15 protein-coding genes, 2 tRNA genes and 1 other RNA gene are annotated in these 20,600 nt (G+C 72.2%); 10 read left to right on the top strand and 8 right to left on the bottom strand.

The window, feature by feature from the left end:
• Nucleotides 1–186 precede the first annotated feature (186 nt).
• The gene (locus ACH4D3_RS26420) at nt 187–2,010 is read left to right on the top strand and encodes a copper resistance protein CopC (protein ID WP_398326568.1); all 1,824 of its coding nucleotides are present in this window, start codon (nt 187–189) and stop codon (nt 2,008–2,010) included.
• Nucleotides 2,011–2,044: 34 nt separating this feature from the next.
• On the opposite strand, the gene ACH4D3_RS26415 is transcribed toward ACH4D3_RS26420, so the two are convergent.
• Nucleotides 2,045–3,178, bottom strand: coding sequence for a glutathione-independent formaldehyde dehydrogenase (locus tag ACH4D3_RS26415; RefSeq protein ID WP_398326565.1), 1,134 nt, complete (start codon nt 3,176–3,178; stop codon nt 2,045–2,047).
• 143 nt (nt 3,179–3,321) lie between these two features.
• Here ACH4D3_RS26415 and ACH4D3_RS26410 point away from each other — a divergent pair, with 143 nt between their 5' ends.
• Complete coding sequence (locus ACH4D3_RS26410) at nt 3,322–3,513, top strand: hypothetical protein (protein ID WP_398326562.1); 192 nt, start codon at nt 3,322–3,324, stop codon at nt 3,511–3,513.
• A 43-nt stretch (nt 3,514–3,556) separates the two neighbouring features.
• Here the strand turns inward: ACH4D3_RS26410 and ACH4D3_RS26405 are convergent, their stop codons facing one another.
• The gene (locus ACH4D3_RS26405) at nt 3,557–4,393 is read right to left on the bottom strand and encodes an MIP/aquaporin family protein (RefSeq protein WP_398327059.1); all 837 of its coding nucleotides are present in this window, start codon (nt 4,391–4,393) and stop codon (nt 3,557–3,559) included.
• Nucleotides 4,394–4,666: 273 nt separating this feature from the next.
• On the opposite strand from ACH4D3_RS26405, the gene ACH4D3_RS26400 reads away from it, so the two are divergent.
• The gene (locus ACH4D3_RS26400; protein ID WP_398326559.1) at nt 4,667–5,179 is read left to right on the top strand and encodes an ATPase; all 513 of its coding nucleotides are present in this window, start codon (nt 4,667–4,669) and stop codon (nt 5,177–5,179) included.
• Nucleotides 5,176–5,526: an ArsR/SmtB family transcription factor gene (locus ACH4D3_RS26395; protein WP_398326556.1), complete on the top strand. Its 351-nt coding sequence runs from the start codon at nt 5,176–5,178 to the stop codon at nt 5,524–5,526. Before ACH4D3_RS26400 ends, ACH4D3_RS26395 begins: the two co-directional genes overlap by 4 nt.
• A 187-nt stretch (nt 5,527–5,713) precedes the next feature.
• Here ACH4D3_RS26395 and ACH4D3_RS26390 read toward each other — a convergent pair whose 3' ends face one another.
• The 3 genes from ACH4D3_RS26390 to ACH4D3_RS26380 form a co-directional block, all read right to left on the bottom strand.
• Nucleotides 5,714–7,201, bottom strand: a complete 1,488-nt coding sequence (locus ACH4D3_RS26390; protein WP_398326553.1) for a YDG/SRA domain-containing protein — start codon at nt 7,199–7,201, stop codon at nt 5,714–5,716.
• Between the two features lie 762 nt (nt 7,202–7,963).
• The gene (locus tag ACH4D3_RS26385) at nt 7,964–9,436 is read right to left on the bottom strand and encodes an ATP-binding protein (protein ID WP_398326550.1); all 1,473 of its coding nucleotides are present in this window, start codon (nt 9,434–9,436) and stop codon (nt 7,964–7,966) included.
• A gap of 146 nt (nt 9,437–9,582) precedes the next feature.
• A tRNA-Ser gene (locus ACH4D3_RS26380) sits at nt 9,583–9,670 on the bottom strand.
• A 73-nt stretch (nt 9,671–9,743) separates the two neighbouring features.
• On the opposite strand from ACH4D3_RS26380, the gene ffs reads away from it, so the two are divergent.
• The 6 genes from ffs (at nt 9,744) to ACH4D3_RS26350 (ending at nt 18,520) form a co-directional block, all read left to right on the top strand.
• Nucleotides 9,744–9,840, top strand: an RNA gene (ffs, locus tag ACH4D3_RS26375) — signal recognition particle sRNA small type.
• Between the two features lie 45 nt (nt 9,841–9,885).
• The gene (locus ACH4D3_RS26370; RefSeq protein WP_398326547.1) at nt 9,886–12,237 is read left to right on the top strand and encodes a DNA polymerase III subunit gamma and tau; all 2,352 of its coding nucleotides are present in this window, start codon (nt 9,886–9,888) and stop codon (nt 12,235–12,237) included.
• Nucleotides 12,238–12,346: 109 nt separating this feature from the next.
• Nucleotides 12,347–13,597 (top strand): phosphoribosylamine--glycine ligase, encoded by a 1,251-nt coding sequence (purD, locus tag ACH4D3_RS26365; RefSeq protein ID WP_398326544.1) that lies wholly within the window; start codon nt 12,347–12,349, stop codon nt 13,595–13,597.
• 325 nt (nt 13,598–13,922) lie between these two features.
• Nucleotides 13,923–15,854, top strand: coding sequence for a hypothetical protein (locus tag ACH4D3_RS26360; RefSeq protein WP_398326541.1), 1,932 nt, complete (start codon nt 13,923–13,925; stop codon nt 15,852–15,854).
• Between the two features lie 165 nt (nt 15,855–16,019).
• Nucleotides 16,020–17,501, top strand: a complete 1,482-nt coding sequence (locus ACH4D3_RS26355; protein ID WP_398326538.1) for a N,N-dimethylformamidase beta subunit family domain-containing protein — start codon at nt 16,020–16,022, stop codon at nt 17,499–17,501.
• 119 nt (nt 17,502–17,620) lie between these two features.
• Nucleotides 17,621–18,520, top strand: a complete 900-nt coding sequence (locus tag ACH4D3_RS26350) for a phosphoribosylaminoimidazolesuccinocarboxamide synthase (RefSeq protein WP_398326535.1) — start codon at nt 17,621–17,623, stop codon at nt 18,518–18,520.
• 71 nt (nt 18,521–18,591) lie between these two features.
• On the opposite strand, the gene ACH4D3_RS26345 is transcribed toward ACH4D3_RS26350, so the two are convergent.
• From ACH4D3_RS26345 to ACH4D3_RS26335, 3 genes are all read right to left on the bottom strand, one after another.
• A tRNA-Gly gene (locus ACH4D3_RS26345) sits at nt 18,592–18,667 on the bottom strand.
• Nucleotides 18,668–18,704: 37 nt separating this feature from the next.
• Nucleotides 18,705–19,319 carry a response regulator gene (locus ACH4D3_RS26340; protein ID WP_398326532.1) on the bottom strand — a complete coding sequence of 205 codons (615 nt, stop codon included), beginning with the start codon at nt 19,317–19,319 and terminating at the stop codon, nt 18,705–18,707.
• On the bottom strand, nt 19,316–20,563 hold the full coding sequence (locus ACH4D3_RS26335; RefSeq protein ID WP_398326529.1) for a sensor histidine kinase: 1,248 nt from the start codon (nt 20,561–20,563) through the stop codon (nt 19,316–19,318). The genes ACH4D3_RS26340 and ACH4D3_RS26335 overlap by 4 nt, the downstream gene beginning before the upstream one ends.
• Nucleotides 20,564–20,600 lie beyond the last annotated feature (37 nt).

The following is a 20,600-nucleotide window of genomic DNA, read 5'->3' as shown; positions in this document are numbered from 1 at the left end:
AGATGCGACGTGAGGTGTGGTGACGATGCGCACGCTGGACGCCGGGGGCGAGGAGGAGGACACGACCGGCCACAGCGGTGGGACCACGGGGACCGAGGGAACGGAAGCACTTCCCGAAGCCGCCAGGGCTGCCGGGACCTCCGGCCCGGCCAGGTCCTCCGGCCCGGCCGGGGAGTCCGGCGGCTGGTGCTGCTGGGAGCCGTGCTGGTCCTGCTCCTCCTCGGTGGCGCCGGACCTGCGTCCGCCCACGCCGCCCTCGGCTCCACCGACCCCGCCGACGGAACGGTCCTCCAGCGCGCCCCCGCCCGCGTCACCCTGACCTTCAGCGAGTCCGTCGGCCTGCGCGACGACTCCTTCCGCGTCCTGGACCCGGGCGGTCACCGCGTCCGCACCGGGGCGGCCGGGCACGTGGACGGCCGGTCCGACACGGCCGGGGTCGCGCTGCCGGACGGGCTGGGGGAGGGCACGTACACCGTGGCCTGGCGGGTGGTGTCCGCCGACAGCCACCCGGTGTCGGGCGCCTTCACCTTCTCCGTGGGCAAGCCGTCGCAGACGTCCGCCCCCGTGGACCCGGGCCCCACCGAGGACCCGCTGACCGCGACCCTCCACAAGCTCGCCCGCTACCTCGCCTACCTCGCCGCCGCCCTGCTCATCGGCACCGCCGCCTTCGCCGCCCTGTGCCGCCCCCCGGACCCGGCCCCGTTGCGCCGCCCGCTGGTGACGGGCTGGTGGACCCTGCTGGCGGCCACCGTCGCCCTGCTGGTGCTGCGTGCCCCGTACGAGGCGGGTACGGGGCCGTCGTCGGCCCTGGACGCCGACGCGCTCGCGGGCACCCTCACCGCGCGCCCCGGCGTACTGCTGCTGATCAGGCTGGCGCTGCTGGCCCCGGTCGCGCTCCTCCTCGTCCGGGTGTCCCGCGCGGACCGGCGGGGGGAGCGCACCCCGCTCGTCGGCGCGGTGGGCACCGCCCTGGCCGTCGGCCTCGCCCTGACCTGGGCCGCCGCGGAACACGCCGCCGCCGGCATCCAGGTGCCCCTCGCGATGGCGTCCTTCACCCTGCACCTGCTGGCCACCGCGGTCTGGCTGGGCGGCCTCACCGCCCTGATCCTCACCCTGCGCACCATCGCGGACGCCGCCACCGTCGCCCGCTTCTCCCGCGTCGCCCTCGCCTCCGTCACCGTCCTGGTGACCACCGGCGTCTACCAGTCCTGGCGCGGCCTCGGCTCCTGGCAGGCGCTCACCGGCACGACGTACGGCAGGCTGCTGCTGGTCAAGGTGCTCCTGGTGGCCGTGCTGCTGGCCGCGGCGGCGGTGTCCCGGAGATGGACGACGGCCCTGGCGACGGCGGCGCTCACCGTGCCCGAGCCCGCCCGGACGACGCTGCGCGAGCGCATCCCCCAACCGGCGGTCGGCCCCCCGGAGTCACAGCCGGAGCCGAAACCGGACTCACAGCCGGAGCCGGCGCCGAGGCCGGACACCGAGGCGGACCCGGAACGGCCCCCCACCGCCGCGCAGGCCGCCCTCCGCCGCGGTCTGCGCCGTTCCGCCCTCGCCGAGGCCGCCGTGGCCGCGGTCGTCCTGGCGGTGACGACCGTGCTGACCGCCACCCCGCCCGGCCGTGCGGCGGACGAGGCGGCGCGGACGGCCGTACCGGCGGGCGGTGTGCTGCCCGCGTCCGTCACCACGATCCCGTTCGAGATCGGCACGGCGGCCGCCCGCGGCACGGTCCAGATCACCCTGGACCCCGGCCGCACCGGCGACAACGCCGTCCAGGCCGTCGTCTTCGGCCCCGACGGCAGCCTGGCCGCCGTACCCGAACTGCGGCTCTCCTTCACCCTCCCCGACAAGGACGTCGGCCCCATCGAGGCGGAGCTGGTCGACCGGGGCGGCTACTGGAGCGCCAACACCCTCACGCTGCCCCTGCCCGGCGTCTGGACGATGAGGGCGACCGTCCGGGTGTCCGAGGTGGACCAGGTCAGCGAGCAGCGCCGGATACGCATCGTGTCCTGAGGGGTGCTGGGGGGCGCTGGGGGTGCTGGGGGCGCTACGGGTGCAGGACCACCTTCGTGTAGCCCTCGATCCGCTTGTCGAACTTGTCGTAGCCGGACGGAGCCTGGTCCAGGGGCAGTTCGTGGGAGACGACGAAGCTCGGCTCCGCCCTGCCCTCGATGATCATGTCGCGCAGCTGGCGGTTGTAGCGCTTCACGTTGCACTGACCCGTCCCCACCCGCAGGCCCTTCTCGAAGAGCTTGCCGATCGCGACGAGGAGCATGCCCTGCTTGGCCTGCTCGTCCGGACCGCCCGGGTCGGCCGGGACGTAGAGCCCGGGAACGCCCAGGGCCCCGGTCGGCCGGACCGTCTTGACCAGCGAGTTGAGGACGGTCGCCGGTTCCTCCTTGCCCGTCCCGCCCGCCGTCGCCTGGTAGCCGACGGCGTCCACGCCCTTGTCCGTACCGGCGCCCCCGGTCTGCTCCTTGATCTGCTCGACCGGGTCGCCCGCGGAGAAGTCGACGGGCACCGCTCCGATCTCCTCGGCCTTTCGCAGCCGCTCCGGGACGCGGTCGACGACGAACACCTTCTTCGCGCCGCGCAGCAGCGCCGAGTAGGCCGCCATGAGCCCGACCGGACCGGCCCCGTACACGGCGACGCTCTCGCCGGGACGGACGTCGGCGAGTTCGCAGCCGTGGTAGCCGGTCGGAAAGATGTCGGCGAGCAGGATGAAGTCGGTCTCGTGCGCGTCGCCCTCGGGCAGCTTCAGGCAGTTGAAGTCGGCGTACGGGACGCGCAGGTACTCGGCCTGGCCGCCCTGCCAGGGGCCCATGGACACATAGCCGTACGCGCCGCCCGCGAAGCCGGGATTGACGGTCGTGCAGTAACCCGTGTACCCCGCGGCGCAGTTGGTGCAGAAGCCGCAGGCGACGTTGAAGGGCATGACCACCCGGTCGCCCTTCTTCAACCCCGTGACGCCCTGTCCGACCTGATCGACGATCCCCATGTTCTCGTGGCCGAAGACGATGCCGGGCTCGGCCGCCGTGCGCCCCTCGTACATGTGCAGGTCCGAGCCGCAGATCGCGGTCGACGTGACGCGCACGATCACGTCGTTCGGATGCCGGATGTCCGGCTTCGCGACGTCTTCGACCGCAACAGAGAACGGTCCTTTGTAGACGACAGCCTTCATGGTCGTGACCTCCGTCCGCGCGCGGATTATCCGTGACCCATCTCTCATGGTTCTCCGGTCGATGAGACGGGGCAAGTCGGTAATCTCGGGAATCTCGGGCGAACGAGACGCGCCCGCCGCACATCACGAGAGGAGGCCAGGGGGTGTCAGCGCAACGACTGGGAACTCTGCTGGTTCCCGTGCCGGGTCTGTCCGGCACCACCTATCCGCCCGGCACGACGGTGACCGTCCGCGGCCGCGGCGCCACCGTCGACGGCTTCGTCGACGGTGACTGGCTGCCGCTGTCGTGGTGGGAGTTCTCCGACGGACTCCGCGAGGACATCGCCGACCGCTAGGGCCGGACCGCCGGACAGGCCCTGACGGCCGGGGGTCCGGCGGTCAGGAGGGCTCCTCGGTGGCCGGACCTTCCTCGCGCTCGGTCAGCCTGGCCTTCAGTACCGGGCTGATGAGCAGGTCGTACACCAGGACCCCGACGACCCCGCCGATCAGCGGGCCGACGATGGGGATCCACCAGTAGCCGCTGAACCACTGGAAGGTGCCGGGCAGGGCGATGTCGCCCCATCCTTCGAAGAAGGTGAACAGGCGTGGGCCGAAGTCGCGGGCCGGATTGATCGCGTATCCGGCGTTCGTGCCGAAGGTGAGGCCGATCGCGACGACGACGAGCCCGATGAGGTACGGGTGCAGGTTGGCCATCGGAGCCGTGTTGCGGGTGTCGATGAGCGCGCAGATCAGCAGGAGCAGCATCCCGGTGCCCACGATCTGGTCGAGCAGGGGACCCCACCAGGAGTCCCCGAAGTACTCCGCCGGGAACGTGGCGAAGATCGAGTACGTGTTCAGGGACGTCTCCCGCGTCTCGCCCGCCTCGGCGATGGCCGCGTCGATCGCCCACCGGTAACAGGCGTACACGAGCGCGGCGGCGACGAAGGCGCCCACGACCTGGGCGAGCCAGTAGGGCAGCACCTTCCGCCAGGGGAAGTCCCGCCGGACCGCGAACCCGAGGGTCACCGCCGGATTGAGGTGTGCCCCGCTGATGCCCCCGGCCACGTACACGCCGAAGACGACGGCAAGGCCCCACCCCCACGAGATGATGAGCCAGTTCGCGGGTCCGAAGTCCGCGGTCTGCCGGCCCGAGCCGGGCAGTCCGGCGACCGCGACGGCCACCGACCCGACGCCGAACAGGATCAGGACGAACGTCCCCAGGAACTCGGCGCACATCTCACCGCCGAGGCCCTTTCGATAACCGCGTCGATGAACAATGCGTTCGGCCACCGGCCCTCCTTCACTGGAAACGGAACAGACCAATCCGCTCCATACCCGCAAAGCGGCCCCTGGGCGGCTCAACCGGGTGAGAGTGCGGCGCGACTCCCCCTCGATGGAGCAACGCAGGACACGAGGTGCAACCGACAGGTTGCTAATCGAGGCCTCGATATGCAACCATTTAATTGCAGTACAGGTCAGCACTCAGCAGTACGGAGAAAGGGACGAGTCATGAACGAGTCGGCACATTCCACGGCCGAGACGACCGATCCGGCCGAGCTCGACCGGATCGCCCGGCAGATCGACATCGACGCCCCGGCCGACCGGGTGTGGGAGTTGGTGGCCCGGCCCGGCTGGTACGTCAACGACGGCGCGGTCGAGGCGGACCAGGACGTGCGGTACGAGGGCGACACGGCGGTGCTGCGCCATCCGTCCCTCGGCGAGTTCCGGTTCCGGACGGTGGAGCTGGACAGGCCGCGCTACGCGGCGTTCCGGTGGATCGGCACCCCCTCGCGCGACGAGTCGGCCCCTTCGACCCTGGTCGAGTTCTGGATCGACGAGCGGGACGGTGGCGGGGTGACCCTGCGGGTGGTGGAGAGCGGGTTCTCCGGCCTCGCCGACGACCCGGCGACCTGGCTCGAGCAGCGCGAGGGCAACGACAAGGGCTGGCTCACCGAACTGGCCGCGGCGAAGGCGTACGCGGAGCAGGCCACGCCCGCCACGCCCGCCACGGGGCACCGGTGACCGCCCCCGCGCTGCCCGCCGTGTGCGCGGCGCTCGGCGACCCGACGCGCTGGGAGATACTCGCCCGGCTCGGCGAGGCCCCGGTGTCGGCGTCCGAACTGGCCAGGGCCCTGCCGGTGAGCCGGCAGGCGATCGTCAAGCACCTGGAGGTGCTGCGCGAGGTCGGTCTGGTCGAGTCCGAGCGGCGGGGACGCGAGGTGGTCCACGTCGCCGTCGGCGCCCGCCTCGGCGCCCTGGCCCGCGAGCTCGACCGCATCGGCCGCTCCTGGGAGACCAGGCTGCTCCGGATCAAGACACTGGCGGAACGCCCCGAAGCGAACCGGCCCGCACCGGACCGACCGGACTGACGCGCGCCTCGACCGACGCGCCTTCAGCCCCCGCGCCTCGCCACGCGGGCGAACATGTCGAAGGGCCCCTGTTTCTTCAGTTCCAGGGGGCTCTTCGACATCCTGCCCGGTGAGGCACTGGCGGAGAGATGCCCGTGTATGTGGACTGACGCCTCGGGGTGTCGTGGCCACTGGAGCGCGTAGCACATCATTGGGCAGCTTCGTCCGTGGGCAGCGCGTGGCGAACCCGGTGGTGCGCGAGGTGCTGTCTGCCGACCCGATGGTCCGCGGTTTCGCGGAGGTGCCCGAGCACGGTGCTGTCCGCGCGGTTCACAACTGTGAGGTCGTCGTTGATGAGCAACATGCCTTGATCGAGCAGCACGTGGTGGTTGGGGCACAGGCAGAGCACGTTCTCAACCGCGTCCGGACCGTCGTACGGCGATCCAAGTGGGCGAATGTGCGCTGCCTCGGCGTATCCGCCTGTCGCCCCCTGGAGGCGGATGCCACACACCTGACATGTGTAGTCGTGCATGCGCTTGACGAGGTTCGCAATTGCGGTGCTTCGTACGACGCGCTGTACCGAGGACACCGAACGGGGGCGATCATTGCGCTGTTGCATCTTCGTGTCCGACGGGGGCGTGGGCGTTGGCTGGGCGACCTCGCTTTGCTCTACTCCGGGGAGCTGAACGAGGCGGAAGCGCCACACCCTGTAGCCGTGTGGGCCTTGCTCGGACCAGTAGTCCTCGACTCTGTACAGCCCGTCGTAGCGGTACGCCCCAGCGTGTGGGCCGATGGTGATTCGACGGGTCACTCGAACAGGGAGCCCGGTGGCGGCACTTGCTGCGAGAGCCGCGTTTCCCCGAGTCAGTTGCTGGTCGTGCGTCTGGCGGCCGGTTCGTGGGTCGACTGCGCCCTCGCCCGTGTAGATGATCACGTCACCATGGTCGTCATCTGCGTACGTGCCAGAGACCACGACTGATTCTGCGCCACGATCCCTACTGCCGGCGATACCGGCGATGGACTGCCGGTGCACGCCGGCCTGGGACAGCGTTCGTCGGTTGTCGAACCGTCGCCCGAGGCGAACTCCTGGCACCGCGCCGAAGCCGCTGAAATGTGGGGTGTCTGGGGTGGCTGGTTGTCCTGCGGGTAGTGCTTTTGCCAACTGTCGGACTCTGGTCCGCTCTTCCTTGCGTGCTGTGCGTGCCCGGAAGAGCGCCTCACCAACCAGTGCCTCGCGTATCGGTGGCAACGAGACCTCGCTGTCCCCCTGTACGAGCGAAAGCCCGTCAAAAAGCTCGCGGAGGCGCTCGGCATTCGGTAGCGTCCGGCCTTCCAGGTAGGAGTCGAGGGTTCGTGCGCTCAGACCGCAGTGCCGCGCCACCTTTTCGGTCGAGTGATTGCCGCGCTCCTGCCACACCGCGCGCAACTGCTCGGTGAAGTCCTCCTCTTCGGGCGTACGGCGCGCCGTGGCACTGCCCTGTAGCCGTGCGGACTCCGCCAAGGACTCCTCAGCGGCACGACGTCGTTCGCGCCACCGCCGGGACTCCGTCTCGCCGCCGGCAGTCCATGCTTCGATCATGGTGTCCAAAGTCCGGACGTTCGGTAGGCGACTGCCGTTCAGCGCTGCGTAGATGGCCGTTCGCGACGCGCCACGGATCACCGCCACCTCAACCGTGCCCTGCGTCTCTTCCTTCAACGCCCGAAGTTCGCGAGCGAAGGACACCAGAGGGCTGTCCCCGCTCAGTGGCAGCCTTCGAGGCATGTCATCACTGTGATCTGCATCACATTCCCTCCTCTAATATGTGTGATGTAGCTCATATCGAATGGACTCAACTTCTGTCTGAGCTGCTAGAACGTGACGCTACATGAGTCCCGCGATGTTTTCTGCGGGAATCCGCTCAGTGGAGGTCTGCGATCGTTACTGCATCGGCTGAGCCTTAGCTCTGAAAAGAGCGACGGCTCCCTGCGCCAACAGGAAGCCGTCATTGCTCGTAGTTCCCATCGTCAACTTACGGAGAACCACATGCTCGAGGGTACGGGGAGTGCTGTATCTGGTGAAACCGCTCAGGCGGTGGGAGCCGCGCCTCCTAGGCGCGCCTCGCGCTGGGTTGCGTCGGCGGGCGTGGCGGCGACCGGTGCGGGCCCCTTCGCGGCTGCCTTTCAAGGAAACGAGAACATCGCCGTCATTTCGGCGGCGCCGGGCCTTGTCCTGGGGGCGTTGTTCTTCTTTGGGGTGGTCTGCCCGGCGGTGTGGTCGAGGAAGGCCCAGCGTCAGAGGGCGGCCCTGAACGTGATGAATTCGCTTCTTGGGCGGGCTCCAGGAGGCGTTCCGAAGTCACGGTAGGCGGTTGACGGGCGCCCCCATTCCAGGTGACTGCGGCACCCATCCCTCTGGTCAGGTGTGGCCGGCCGGGGAGGGGCGGTTTTGATGCCGGTAGGGGACGGATGATGGCATGCCTCAGGCCTGGCCGTAGAGCGTTGCCAGGTCGATCAGCTGGACATCGGGGTCTGCCTCGGTGACGGCGTGCGCTTTGTCGTTGAATCCTGCCCCGCTGAAGCAGATGAGCCGGGTGCTGGTCGTGTCGTAGCGTCCGGCCTGGGTGATGAGGCTGCGGATGTGCCGGAGGCGGTCGATGTGCGCCAGGCCCATGGTGTCGTTCCACTTGGCCTCCCCGATGGCCAGGAGCGGAGGTTTGCCGCCGTCGGCGATGCCGATGACGGCCACGTCGACCTCATGGCCGATGCGGGCCTTGGGGTCGTGGACCACGCCGTGCCCGACGCGGGCGGGCAGACCGCCCAGGAGTTCGGGGTCGGCGTGGTGGAGGGCCCATTCACGGCAGACCTGTTCGAAGTGAGGTCCGAGGACGTTGCTGACGAAGCGTCGGCGGCTGGACTGCCAGACCCGTGGCGCACTGCCGGGACGTTCGAGCTGGTCCCAGACCGGGCGCATGATCGCGTGGTAGAAGCCGATCAGCGGCTCGGCGATGCGGTACGTGGGCCGGTTGTCGCGGAACGCGTCGGCATCACGGTGCAGCAGTCCCGCGTCCTCGAGGACGTTGATGGGGTGTGCGATGTCGGTGGCCTTGCGTTCCAGGTAGCCGGCCATGCCCCCACGGGTGGCGTTTCCGTCGGCCACGGCGGCCAGAACGGAAAGGTACAGGGCGGTGTCGCGGAGATCGGGTTCTTCGGCGAGCAGGTAGCGGGCCTCGCGGAAGAGGGGGGTCTCGGGATTGAGGACGGTGCGGACGACCCAGTCGTCGAAGTCGTCCGGTCCTGCGGGGGCGTCTCCGCGCGCGAACTCGCGCCGGTAGGCGGGTGTGCCGCCGACGACCGCGTTCACCTTCATCGCCAGATGAGGATCGGTGATGCCCCAGAACTCGGCAGCCAGGTGGTGGTCGAGCGGACGGACGACCAGCTCCAGCCCGGCCCGTCCGCGCAGCGGGGCGTTGCCCGACAGCAGTCGCCCCATGAAGGAGAGCGCAGAACCGCACAACAGGAGCCTGGTCCGTGAGCCGGTGCGTTGGTCACGCAGCGGCCGCAGCGCCTCCTGAATGATCGAGGGAAGCTCTGGGTTGGCCTTGGCGAGGTAGGGAAACTCGTCGATCACGACCGGAACGGGGCGCTCGGAACCGAGGGCGAGCAGCGCGTCGACGGCCTCCGCCCAGTCGGCGAAGTGGAACGGGCTGGCGGGGCGGATGTGGGCGGTCAGCGCGCTGCTGATGCGGCGCAGCGACTCGGCGTCGGCGGCTTCGGTCGCACCGAAGTAGAACCCTCCGGAAGCCCTGCAGGCGGCGTCCAGCAGGAACGTCTTCCCCTGGCGGCGCCGCCCCGAGACCACGCCGAGGGTTGCGCCCGGCTGCGCATCGGTGATGAACCGCCTCAGCGCCGACCACTCGTAGTCCCGGTCGAACATCTCCGCAGGCTTGTCCACGGTTTCCCCAGAAATAGAAGTACGCTTCTGTAAAACATACCTCTATATCGATGCGATCGGATCGACCCGGGCAGCCACCGCGCCGCGCAACGTCGAAGGGCCCCCTGTTTCCAGGGGGCCCTTCGACGTCGTGCCCGGTGAGGCACTGGCGGAGGATACGAGATTCGAACTCGTGAGGGGTTGCCCCCAACACGCTTTCCAAGCGTGCGCCCTAGGCCTCTAGGCGAATCCTCCGCCGAGAACATTACATGACGCCGGGGAGTGCTTGCGAACTCGTTCTGGGGCCCCCACATCGGGTAACGTGTTGCCCAGCCCCTCACGCGGCGCTATCTGACTGAACTCCCCCAGGGCCGGAAGGCAGCAAGGGTAGGTCGGCTCTGGCGGGTGCGTGGGGGGCGTCTCCTTTGCGGGCGGTCCGGTTGTCGGTGGGCGCCTATAACCTCGTATGCGTGTCGTCTCTCGCGCTCTACCGCCGTTACCGCCCGGAGTCCTTCGCCGAGGTCATCGGGCAGGGGCATGTCACCGACCCGCTGCAGCAGGCGCTGCGGAACAACCGGGTCAATCACGCGTACCTGTTCAGCGGTCCGCGCGGCTGCGGCAAGACGACCAGCGCCCGGATCCTGGCCCGCTGTCTGAACTGCGAGCAGGGCCCCACGCCGACCCCGTGCGGCGAGTGCCAGTCCTGCCGCGACCTCGCGCGCAACGGGCCGGGTTCGATCGACGTCATCGAGATCGACGCCGCCTCGCACGGCGGTGTGGACGACGCCCGTGACCTGCGCGAGAAGGCCTTCTTCGGGCCCGCCTCCAGCCGGTACAAGATCTACATCATCGACGAGGCCCACATGGTCTCCCCGCAGGGCTTCAACGCCCTGCTGAAGGTCGTCGAGGAGCCCCCGGAGCACCTGAAGTTCATCTTCGCGACCACCGAGCCCGAGAAGGTCATCGGGACCATCCGGTCGCGGACCCACCACTACCCCTTCCGGCTCGTGCCGCCCGGCACCCTGCGCGACTACCTCGCCGAGGTGTGCGGCCGGGAGGGGATCGCGGTCGAGGAGGGTGTGCTGCCGCTCGTGGTGCGGGCCGGCGCGGGGTCCGTGCGTGACTCCATGTCCGTCATGGACCAGCTCCTCGCGGGCGCCGGCGCCGACGGCGTGACGTACGACATGACCACCGCCCTGCTCGGCTACACGGACGGCTCGCTGCTCGACTCCGTCGTCGAGTCCTTCGTCTCCGGGGACGGCTCCGCCGCCTTCGGGGTCGTGGACCGGGTGATCGAGGGGGGCAACGACCCGCGTCGCTTCGTCACCGACCTGCTGGAGCGCCTGCGTGACCTGGTGATCCTCGCCGCCGTGCCCGACGCCGCGGAGAAGGGGCTCATCGACGCCCCCGCCGACGTCGTCGAGCGGATGCAGCAGCAGGCCCGGTCCTTCGGCGCCGCCGAGCTGAGCCGCGCCGCCGACATCGTCAACGAGGGGCTCACCGAGATGCGCGGCGCCCACTCGCCGCGCCTCCAGCTGGAGCTGATCTGCGCGCGCGTGATGCTGCCCGCCGCGTACGGCGACGAGCGGTCGGTGATGGCCCGGCTGGACCGGATCGAGCGCGGGGTGCAGTTCTCGGCCGGTGCGGGCGCGCCCGCCATGGGATACGCGCCCGGGCCCGAGGTGCACGCCGGTGCGGGGGCCGCCGGGCCCGTTGCGGCTCCGGCTCCGGTTCCGCCGGGCGGCGGGCCCGCCGCGGCCCGTGCGGCGGTACGGGGGCAGGGTGCCGGGACCCCGGCGGGCGCACCGGGCGGTGGCCCTTCCGCCGACGTGGCTGCCGGTGCCGGTAACGGTCCCGCCCCCGACGCGGGTGGGGCCCCCACCGGTGGCGGGCACCCGCAGGCCGCGCCCTCTTCCGCCGCCGCTCCGGCGCCTGCGACACCTGCGTCTGCCCAACCGTCACCTGCGGCTCCCGCACCTGCCGCCGCTCCTGCTCCTGCTTCCGCTCCGGCCCCCGCGCCCGGTGCCTGGCCGAGCGCGGCCCCCGCGGGTGGTGGGCGCCGCCCCGGTGGGTGGCCCACGGCGGCACCGGCGGGCGGTGGACAGCCCCGGACCCCGGCTGCTCCGGCAGCCGGCCCCGCCGCGACCCCGGCCCAGGCGCCGGTTCCCGCGGCGACCGCCCCCGCGCCCGCCTCACCGCCGCCGGGTGCTTCCGGGGTCGACCCCCGTTCGCTCTGGCCCAACATCCTGGAAGCGGTCAAGAACCGCCGCCGCTTCACCTGGATCCTGCTCAGCCAGAACGCCCAGGTGACCGGCTTCGACGGCACCTCCCTCCAACTCGGCTTCGTCAACGCCGGTGCCCGCGACAACTTCGTGAGCAGCGGCAGCGAGGACGTGCTGCGGCAGGCCCTGGCCGAGCAGTTCAACGTGCAGTGGAAGATCGACGCGGTCGTCGACCCGTCCGGCGGGGGCGCGGCACCCCCGCCCGCCGGTGGTCCTTCCGGCCCCTCGGGGGGCTTCGGCGGGCCGCCCGGGGGCGGCGGCTTCGGCGGCGGCTCCGCCGGCGGTGGCGGCGGGAGCGCGCCCGCCCAGCGGCCGTCGGCGTCCGCGTCCACGCCCGCCGCGCCGCCCCAGGCCCCCGCGTCGGCCCCGGCGCCCGCTCCCGCCCCACGGCCCTCGGCACCCGAGCCGCCCCCGGTCTCCCCCGAGGACGACATCCCCGAGGACGACGACCCGGACCTCGACGAGTCGGCTCTCTCCGGCAAGGAGCTGCTGGTCCGCGAACTGGGCGCCACGGTGGTCGAGGAGATCACGAACAAATAGCCGCCGCCGGTCCGCGGCCGGGGCCTGGAGGAAGGTACGAGTCCTTGCCGCCCGTCTCTTCGGAAGCCCGCACAAACCGCACCGGCCCGCTCCCATTAGGCTTCACCCCGTGAAGGTCCTTGTCATCGGCGGCGGCGCCCGCGAACACGCCCTGTGCCGTTCCCTGTCCCTCGACCCCGACGTCACCGCGCTGCACTGCGCACCCGGCAACGCCGGTATCGCCGAGGTCGCCGAACTGCACCGGGTCGACGCCCTCGACGGCGCGGCCGTCACCGCGCTGGCCACCCGGCTCGGTGCCGAGCTGGTCGTCGTCGGACCCGAGGCGCCCCTGGTCGCCGGGGTCGCCGACGCCGTGCGCGAGGCGGGCATCCCGGTCTTCGGCCCCTCGGGGGAGGCGGCCCGGCTGGAGGGCTCCAAGGCCTTCGCCAAGGACGTGATGGCCGGCGCGGGCGTGCCCACGGCCCGCTCCTACGTCTGCACCGACCCCGCCGAGGTCGACGCGGCCCTCGCCGCCTTCGGCGCGCCCTACGTCGTCAAGGACGACGGGCTGGCCGCGGGCAAGGGAGTCGTCGTCACCGACGACGTCGAGGCGGCCCGCGCGCACGCGAACGCCTGCGACCGCGTCGTCGTCGAGGAGTTCCTGGACGGCCCCGAGGTATCCCTGTTCGCCGTCACCGACGGTGAGAACGTCCGCCCGCTCCAGCCCGCCCAGGACTTCAAGCGCGCCCTCGACGGCGACGAGGGTCCGAACACCGGCGGCATGGGCGCGTACTCGCCGCTGCCGTGGGCCGACCCGAAGCTGGTCGACGAGGTGGTGCAGAGCGTGCTGCAGCCGACCGTCGACGAGATGCGCCGGCGCGGCACCCCGTTCTCCGGGCTCCTGTACGCCGGGCTCGCGATCACCTCGCGCGGTGTGCGCGTGATCGAGTTCAACGCCCGTTTCGGCGACCCCGAGACCCAGGTCGTGCTGGCCCGGCTGAAGACCCCGCTCGCCGGACTGCTGATGGCCGCCGCCACCGGCAACCTCGGCGACCTCGAGCCCCTGCGCTGGAGCGACGAGGCGGCCGTCACCGTGGTCGTCGCCTCGCACAACTACCCCGGCACCCCGCGCACCGGCGACCCGATCACCGGCCTCGACGAAGTGGCCGCCGAGGACGCCCCGCACGCCTACGTGCTGCACGCCGGCACCCGCGCCGAGGGCGACGCCGTCGTCAGCGCGGGGGGCCGCGTCCTGTCCGTCACGGCCACCGGCGCCGACCTGACCGAGGCCCGCGACCGTGCCTACCGGGCCGTCGCCCGCATCGGCCTCGACGGCTCGCAGCACCGCACCGACATCGCGGCGAAGGCGGCGGGCGCGTAGGTGTCCTGACCCGCAGCCTCCCCATGGCTCCCGGTCACCGAACCCGGCAGGCCCCGGCTCCGTCCCAGGAGTCGGGGCCTGACCTTTGCTGTCCGTCTCCACCTTTCCCCAAAGCCATTCCATCGGGTGACCGATGGGCCATACGGCTGACGGGGGCGGGGGCCCCAACTATGGTGCCGCGCAAGCGTTCCGGCACTTGGCCCACCGGCATTGCGATGTCGGTGCCGGGTGCCACAGTGGGTGGAGTGAGCAAGAGCGGAAGCACGGAAGAGCAGCAGGACGGTCCAGGACAGACAGGACAGCGATGAGGGGGTGAGGTCCGGCCGTGACCGGTATGGGTGGTGTGGAGATGGGCGCTCAGGCCGCGCGTTCCCGGGCACTGGCGGTGCTGCGGGTCCGCAGCCGCGCGCTGGCCGTGGCCCTGCTGCCCGCCGCCGTCGCCGTGATCCTCCTCGTCGGCGGCTCCACCGGGCACCTGGCGGGCGCCGCCTGGGACGTCCTGCGCTGGGTCGTGTCCGGCCTCGCGCTGCTGGTCCTGTTGGCCGCCGCCGGGGTCGCCCTGGTCGTGGCCCGCTCCCGGCCCGCCGTGACCCCCACGGTCACGGTCGCCGAGGAGTCGGCGCCCGACCTCTACCGGATGGTGCGCGACCTGGCCGACCGCCTCGACGTCCCCGCCCCCTCCGCGATAGCGCTCACCCCGGACTGCGACAGCTGGCTGGAGGACCGCACCCACCCGGCCCACGGCCCGCCCCCGGTGGAGAAGCACGACGACGACCTGACCGGCCTGAGCGGCCCCGCCCACCGCCGCAGCACGGCCGCCGCGCCCGTCCTGGTCATCGGCTCACCCTTCCTGTGGTGGATGCGGGTGGGCGAGCTGCGCGCCGTCCTCGCCCCGGTCGTCGCCGGTACGGGGCCCTCGGCGCACCCCGACATAGCCGCGGCCCGGCGCTTCATACGGGGGCTGGACGCCGCGGTGGCGGTGGCCTCGGCGGGCCGACGGGATCCGCTGTCCCGCGTGGCGTGCGCGGGCCTGGGCTGGGCGTCCCGGCTGCTGCTGCGCGGCTGCCGGGGTCACGCGACCGAGATGGAGCGCGGGGTCGCGGCCGCGGCCGCCGAGCGTGCACAGGCTGTGGACTACGGTCTGCGGATCGTCGCGCAGGAGCAGGTCGGGCTCGCCTACGCGGGCTGGGACCGGCTGCTGACCCGGGTGGCGCTGCCGGCCTGGCGGATGGGCCGCTGGCCCTCCCGGCTGGACGTCGGTGTCGTCGCCGCCCTCACGGAGCTGTCGCGCCGGGACCGCCTGGCCGAGGGCTTCGCCTCCCGCCTGGGCGAGCGCCCCGCCTGTGACCTGCTGGAGGAGCCCGGGGCGATGGACGAGGCGGTCTCGCTCCTCGCCGCGCGTCTCTTCCACGGCGGGCCCGCCGAGACCGGCCCGGACTGGTCGCCGGTGGGGTGGGACGAGTATCCCGAGGAGGTCGTCGACCGGACCTGGCGCACGGACGCGGCCCGCCTGCACCGCGTGCTGGACACCCTGGGCGTCCGCCGCGCCGCCGGGGGCGTCCCGCCGGGCACGGACGGCCCGACCCTCGCCCGCGTCCTGGACCACCTCACGACCCCGGACAACGCGGTCACCGTCCCCCCTGTCACCGACGCCGACACCGGGACCGCGACCGAAGCGGCCGCCCAAGCAGGGACGGAGGCGCCGGCCGGGGGCGGCGCCCCGCATCCCCAGGTGCCGTACGCCGACCACGAGGCCCCGCACGTGCCGTACGCCGACCACGCCGACCACGCCGCCGACGACGAGGACGACGAGGACGATCTGGCCGGCACCACCGCCCGTGGCGCCGCCCTGGCCGCCGGGCTCAGTGCGCAGCTGGCCCGCGAGGAGGCGCAGGCGCGGCCCGCCGAGGCCGGGGCCCCCTCGCCGACCCCGCAACCGGGAGCCGGAGCCGGTCCCGACGCGGCCCTCTGGGACGACCGTGCGCTCCCACTCCTCCCGCTGCAGCCCCCGCGCACCGGGCGCGAGATCCTCACCGCGCACATCACGGCGATGGTGTGCTGCGCGGCGATGGACACCGCCGGGGCGGCCCCGGGCCTCGACTGGCTCGACGGTCCCTCGCTCCTGTTCGACGGCGCCCGCGCCGCGGACCTGGCGCCCAGCGTGCTCAGCCTTGTCGAGACCGGCGACCCGGGCCCGCTGCGCGCCTGGATGACCGACCTCGGCATACGTCCGGAGAAGCCGGTGCGTCTGGTCTGACCCCAGGGCTCCGATGAAGCGGACCCCCTCATTCCACTTTCGGCCGGTTCGCGACGAACAGTGACAGTCCGCGTGCGAAATGTGATGTGCTGGGACCGATCGCGCACATGGCAAAGGCGTTCGTCATACGCACGACCACGGGGGCACGAGGGAGGGGACTGTCCCATGGGCTCCGAGCAGATCCGCCGTTGGGAGTCGGGAGCACTCGCGCACGCCGTGACGGACCCCTTCGGACAGAAGCCGGTCCCCTGGCTGCGCGGCGGCGAGACGTACTTCGGCGACACCGGCCAGGTGGTCGCCTGGTACGCGGACCAGGACCGCACCGAGACCGGCACCGGCACCGGCACCGACTCCGGTGGCGGCCCCCGCGCCGCGGACGACGTCCGCCGCCAGATCAAGGGCTTCACCGCGACGGGAGCCGCCGCCCCCGGCGAGGCCATCGACTTCCACGTCACCGTCGACCCGCCGCAGCAGTTCAGCGTCGACGTGTACCGGATCGGGCACTACGGCGGCGACGGCGCCGCCAAGATCACCACCAGTCCCCGCCTGTCCGGCATCGTCCAGCCCCCGCCGCTCGCCGCCGACCGCACGGTCTCCTGCCACCACTGGTGGCTGTCCTGGCGCCTGCAGATCCCCACGTACTGGAACATCGGCGCGTACGTGGCCGTGCTCACCACCGCCGACGGCTACCGCTCCCACGTCCCCTTCACGGTCCGCGACGACCACCCGGCCGACCTGCTCCTCCTCCTGCCGGACGTCACCTGGCAGGCGTACAACCTCTATCCCGAGGACGGCCGCACCGGTGCCAGCCTCTACCACGCCTGGGACGAGGAGGGCCGGCTCCTCGGCGAGGCGGACGCCGCGACGACCGTCTCCTTCGACCGCCCGTACGCCGGGGCCGGTCTCCCTCTCCACGTGGGCCACGCCTACGACTTCATCCGCTTCGCCGAGCGCTACGGCTACGACCTCGCCTACGCCGACGCCCGCGACCTGCACTCCGGCCGGGTCGACCCGGCCCGCTACCGGGGCCTGGTCTTCCCCGGCCACGACGAGTACTGGTCCACCGCCATGCGCCGCACCGCGGAACTGGCCCGCGACCGGGGCACGTCCCTGGTCTTCCTCTCCGCCAACACCATGTACTGGCAGGTGGAGCTGGCCCCCTCCCCCTCCGGTGTCGCCGACCGCCTGCTGACCTGCCGCAAACGCAAGGGCCCCGGCCGGCCCGCGCTGTGGCGGGAGATCGACCGCCCCGAGCAGCAGCTGCTCGGCATCCAGTACGCCGGCCGTGTCCCCGAACCCCACCCGATGGTCGTCCGCAACGCCGGTCACTGGCTCTGGGAGGCCACCGGGGCGCACGAGGGCGACGAGATCGAGGACCTGGTGGCGGGCGAGGCCGACCGCTACTTCCCGCGCACCGCGCTCCCCGCGCACGACGAGCGGGTCCTGCTCGCCCACTCCCCGTACGCCGACGTGGACGGCGTCCGGCGCCACCAGGAGACGTCGCTGTACCGGGCCCCGTCGGGCGCCTGGGTCTTCGCGTCCGGCACCTTCGCCTGGTCCCCGGCCCTGGACCGCCCCGGCCACGTCGACCCGCGGGTCCAGCGCGCCACCGCCAACCTCCTGGACCGCATCTGCAAACGGGACTGAGCCGCGCGCACCCCGCCGCCCAGCCGGTCGCCCGCCCAGCCGGTCGCCCTCCCCGCCGGTCGCCGTCCCCGCGACGTACGGGACAATCGACGTACTGTTCAGAACCACGGGGAGGCACCGTGTCCGGATTCGTTGAAAAGCCCGAGCCGATCCAGGTTCCGGGTCTGGTGCATCTGCACACCGGCAAGGTGCGCGAGCTGTACCGGAACGAGGCGGGCGACCTCGTGATGGTCGCCAGCGACCGCATCTCCGCCTACGACTGGGTGCTGCCGACCGAGATCCCCGACAAGGGCCGGGTCCTCACCCAGCTCTCCCTGTGGTGGTTCGACCAGCTCGCCGACCTGGCCCCCAACCACGTCCTGAGCACCGAGCTGCCCCCCGGCGCCCCCGCCGACTGGGAGGGCCGCGCCCTGGTCTGCAAGTCGCTGCGGATGGTCCCCGTGGAGTGCGTGGCCCGCGGCTACCTCACCGGCTCCGGCCTGGCGGAGTACGAGCAGACCCGCACCGTGTGCGGCCTCGCCCTGCCCGAGGGCCTCGTCGACGGCTCGGAGCTGCCCGCCCCGATCTTCACCCCGGCCACCAAGGCCGAGGTCGGCGAGCACGACGAGAACGTCTCCTACGAGGAGGTCGCCCGCCAGGTCGGCGCGGACACCGCGGCCGCCCTGCGCCAGGCCACCCTCGCCGTCTACTCCCGCGCCCGGGACATCGCCCGCGAGCGCGGCATCGTCCTCGCGGACACCAAGTTCGAGTTCGGCTTCGACGGGGACGACCTGGTCCTCGCCGACGAGGTGCTCACCCCGGACTCCTCCCGCTTCTGGCCGGCCGACCGGTGGCAGCCGGGCCGTGCGCAGCCGTCGTACGACAAGCAGTTCGTGCGGGACTGGCTGACCTCGGCCGAGTCCGGCTGGGACCGCCGGAGCGAGCAGCCCCCGCCGCCGCTGCCGCAGCGGGTCGTGGACGCCACCCGCGCCAAGTACGTGGAGGCCTACGAGCTGCTGACCGGCCAGAGCTGGTCGTAGCGGCGGACGGACACAGCGGCGGCAGGCCGCACACGAAGAAGCCCCCGGCCGAAAACCGGGGGCTTCTCGTCTGGAGCGAACGACGAGGTTCGAACTCGCGACCTCAACCTTGGCAAGGTTGCGCTCTACCAACTGAGCTACGTTCGCACTGCGTGCCGTGGATTTCTCCGTGGCGCGACAGCCACTATACCCAACCGCGCTCCCTCGCGAGCCGCACCGCCGCGTGCCGGTTCTCCGCACCGAGCTTGCTCGCGGCCGACGACAGGTAGTTCCGTACGGTGCCCTCGGCGAGCGCGGCCCGCTCGGCGATCTCCGAGACGGGCGCCCCGTCGGCGGCGTGCTCCAGCACCTCGGCCTCGCGCGCGGTCAGCGGCGAGTCCCCGGCGGAGATCGCGTCGGCGGCCAACTCGGGGTCGACGTAACGGTTTCCGGCGTGCACCGTGCGGATCAGCTCGGCGAGCCGCTGGGCGCTGACCGTCTTGGGGACGAACCCCCGCACACCCGCCGCGAGCGCCCGCTTCAGATGCCCCGGACGCCCGTGACTGGTCACGATCAGCACCTTGCAGGCGGGCAGCTCGGACCGCAGCGATGTGGCGACCTTCACACCGTCGGCGCCGGGCATCTGGAGGTCCAGTACGGCGACGTCCGGCGCGTGAGCCCGCGCCATCGCCAGTGCCTCGGGACCGGTGGCCGCCTCGGCGACGACGACCAGGTCGTCCTCCAGGGACAGCAGGGCCGCCAGGGCCCCGCGGATGAGGTGCTCGTCGTCGGCGAGCAGGACGCGCACGGTCGTCGTCACGACGCGACCTCCAGTGCGGCCCCGGCCGCGGCGTCCGGCAGCGGCACCTCGGCCGTCAGCCGGAACACGCCCTTGCCGACGGGCCCCGCCTCCAGCGTTCCGTCCACCGCCGAGAGCCGCTCCCGCAGCCCCGCGAGCCCGGAGCCGCCCGGGCCCGCCGGGGGTCCCTCTCCCGTCGCCTCGGCCACCCCGTCGTTCTCCACCGTCAGCACCGCACGTCCTTCCGACATCCGCACCGTCACGACGACCTTCTTCGCGTCCCCGTGCCGCAGCACGTTCGTGGTCGCCTCCCGCACCACCCAGCCGAGCGCCGACTGCACCTCGGGGGGCAGGCCGGACGTGTCCCCGGTGACCTTCGCCGCGATACCCGCCGCCGAGAGCACCCCCCGGGCGCCGGCCAGCTCGACCTCCAGGGCGGCCTCCCGGTAGCCGCGCACGACGTCCCGGACCTCGCGCTGCGACTCCTGGGCGATGCGCTGCACCTCGATCATCTGCTCCACCGCCTCGGGCCGCCCGCGCCGGGACAGCTGGACGGCCAGCTCGCTCTTGAGCGCGATCACCGCCAGGTTCCGGCCCATCACGTCGTGCAGGTCCCGGCCGAACCGCAGCCGCTCCTCGGCGACGGCGAGCCTGACCCGGGTCTCCTTGGCGTCGTCGAGCGCGTAGACCGCGTTGAGCAGCCAGAGGGAGAAGATCGAGGTGACGGCGAGGAACCCGCCGGTCACCATCACCAGGCCGGCCAGCACGACCGACGCGAGCAGCGGCATCTCCAGCGGGAACGTCAGGAGCCCGGCGCCCACCGCGAAGGCCCCGACGACGGCGACCCTGCGCCGCCACCCCCGCACCCCGAGCGTGATGACACCGGCGGCGTAGCACAGGACCCCGCCGTAGACCGAGCCCGCCGCGGTCTCCACCTCACCGGCCGGTCCGCGCTCCGCGATCACGACCGCGGTGACCGAGACGACGGCGGAGACGACGACGAGCGCCCACATCTGCCGCACGGGCTGCGGGCGCCGCCCGCGGGTCCAGTCCAGCGCCCGGGACGAGACCAGCATGCAGACCGCGGCGTGCGCGGTGACCAGCAGGCACAGCACGGTGGCGAGCCCGGCGCCGGTGCGCCCGTAGGCGGTCACCCCCAGCGCGAGGATCTCGATGACCCCGAAGAAGTGGAACGACCACCGCGTGTACGTCTCCACCTTCTCCGGCGTGCTCTTGACCCGCCACCATCCGTCCGGCCTGCGCATCCGTCCGTCACTCCCGCTCGACTCGCACGTCAGTCAC

The sequence above is a fragment of the Streptomyces sp. NPDC018026 genome (genome assembly GCF_044327745.1).
Classification (GTDB): Bacteria; Actinomycetota; Actinomycetes; order Streptomycetales; family Streptomycetaceae; genus Streptomyces; species Streptomyces rubrogriseus.
Note: the sequence above shows the minus strand (reverse complement) of the source record. Positions and strands in the feature narration are given on the sequence as shown.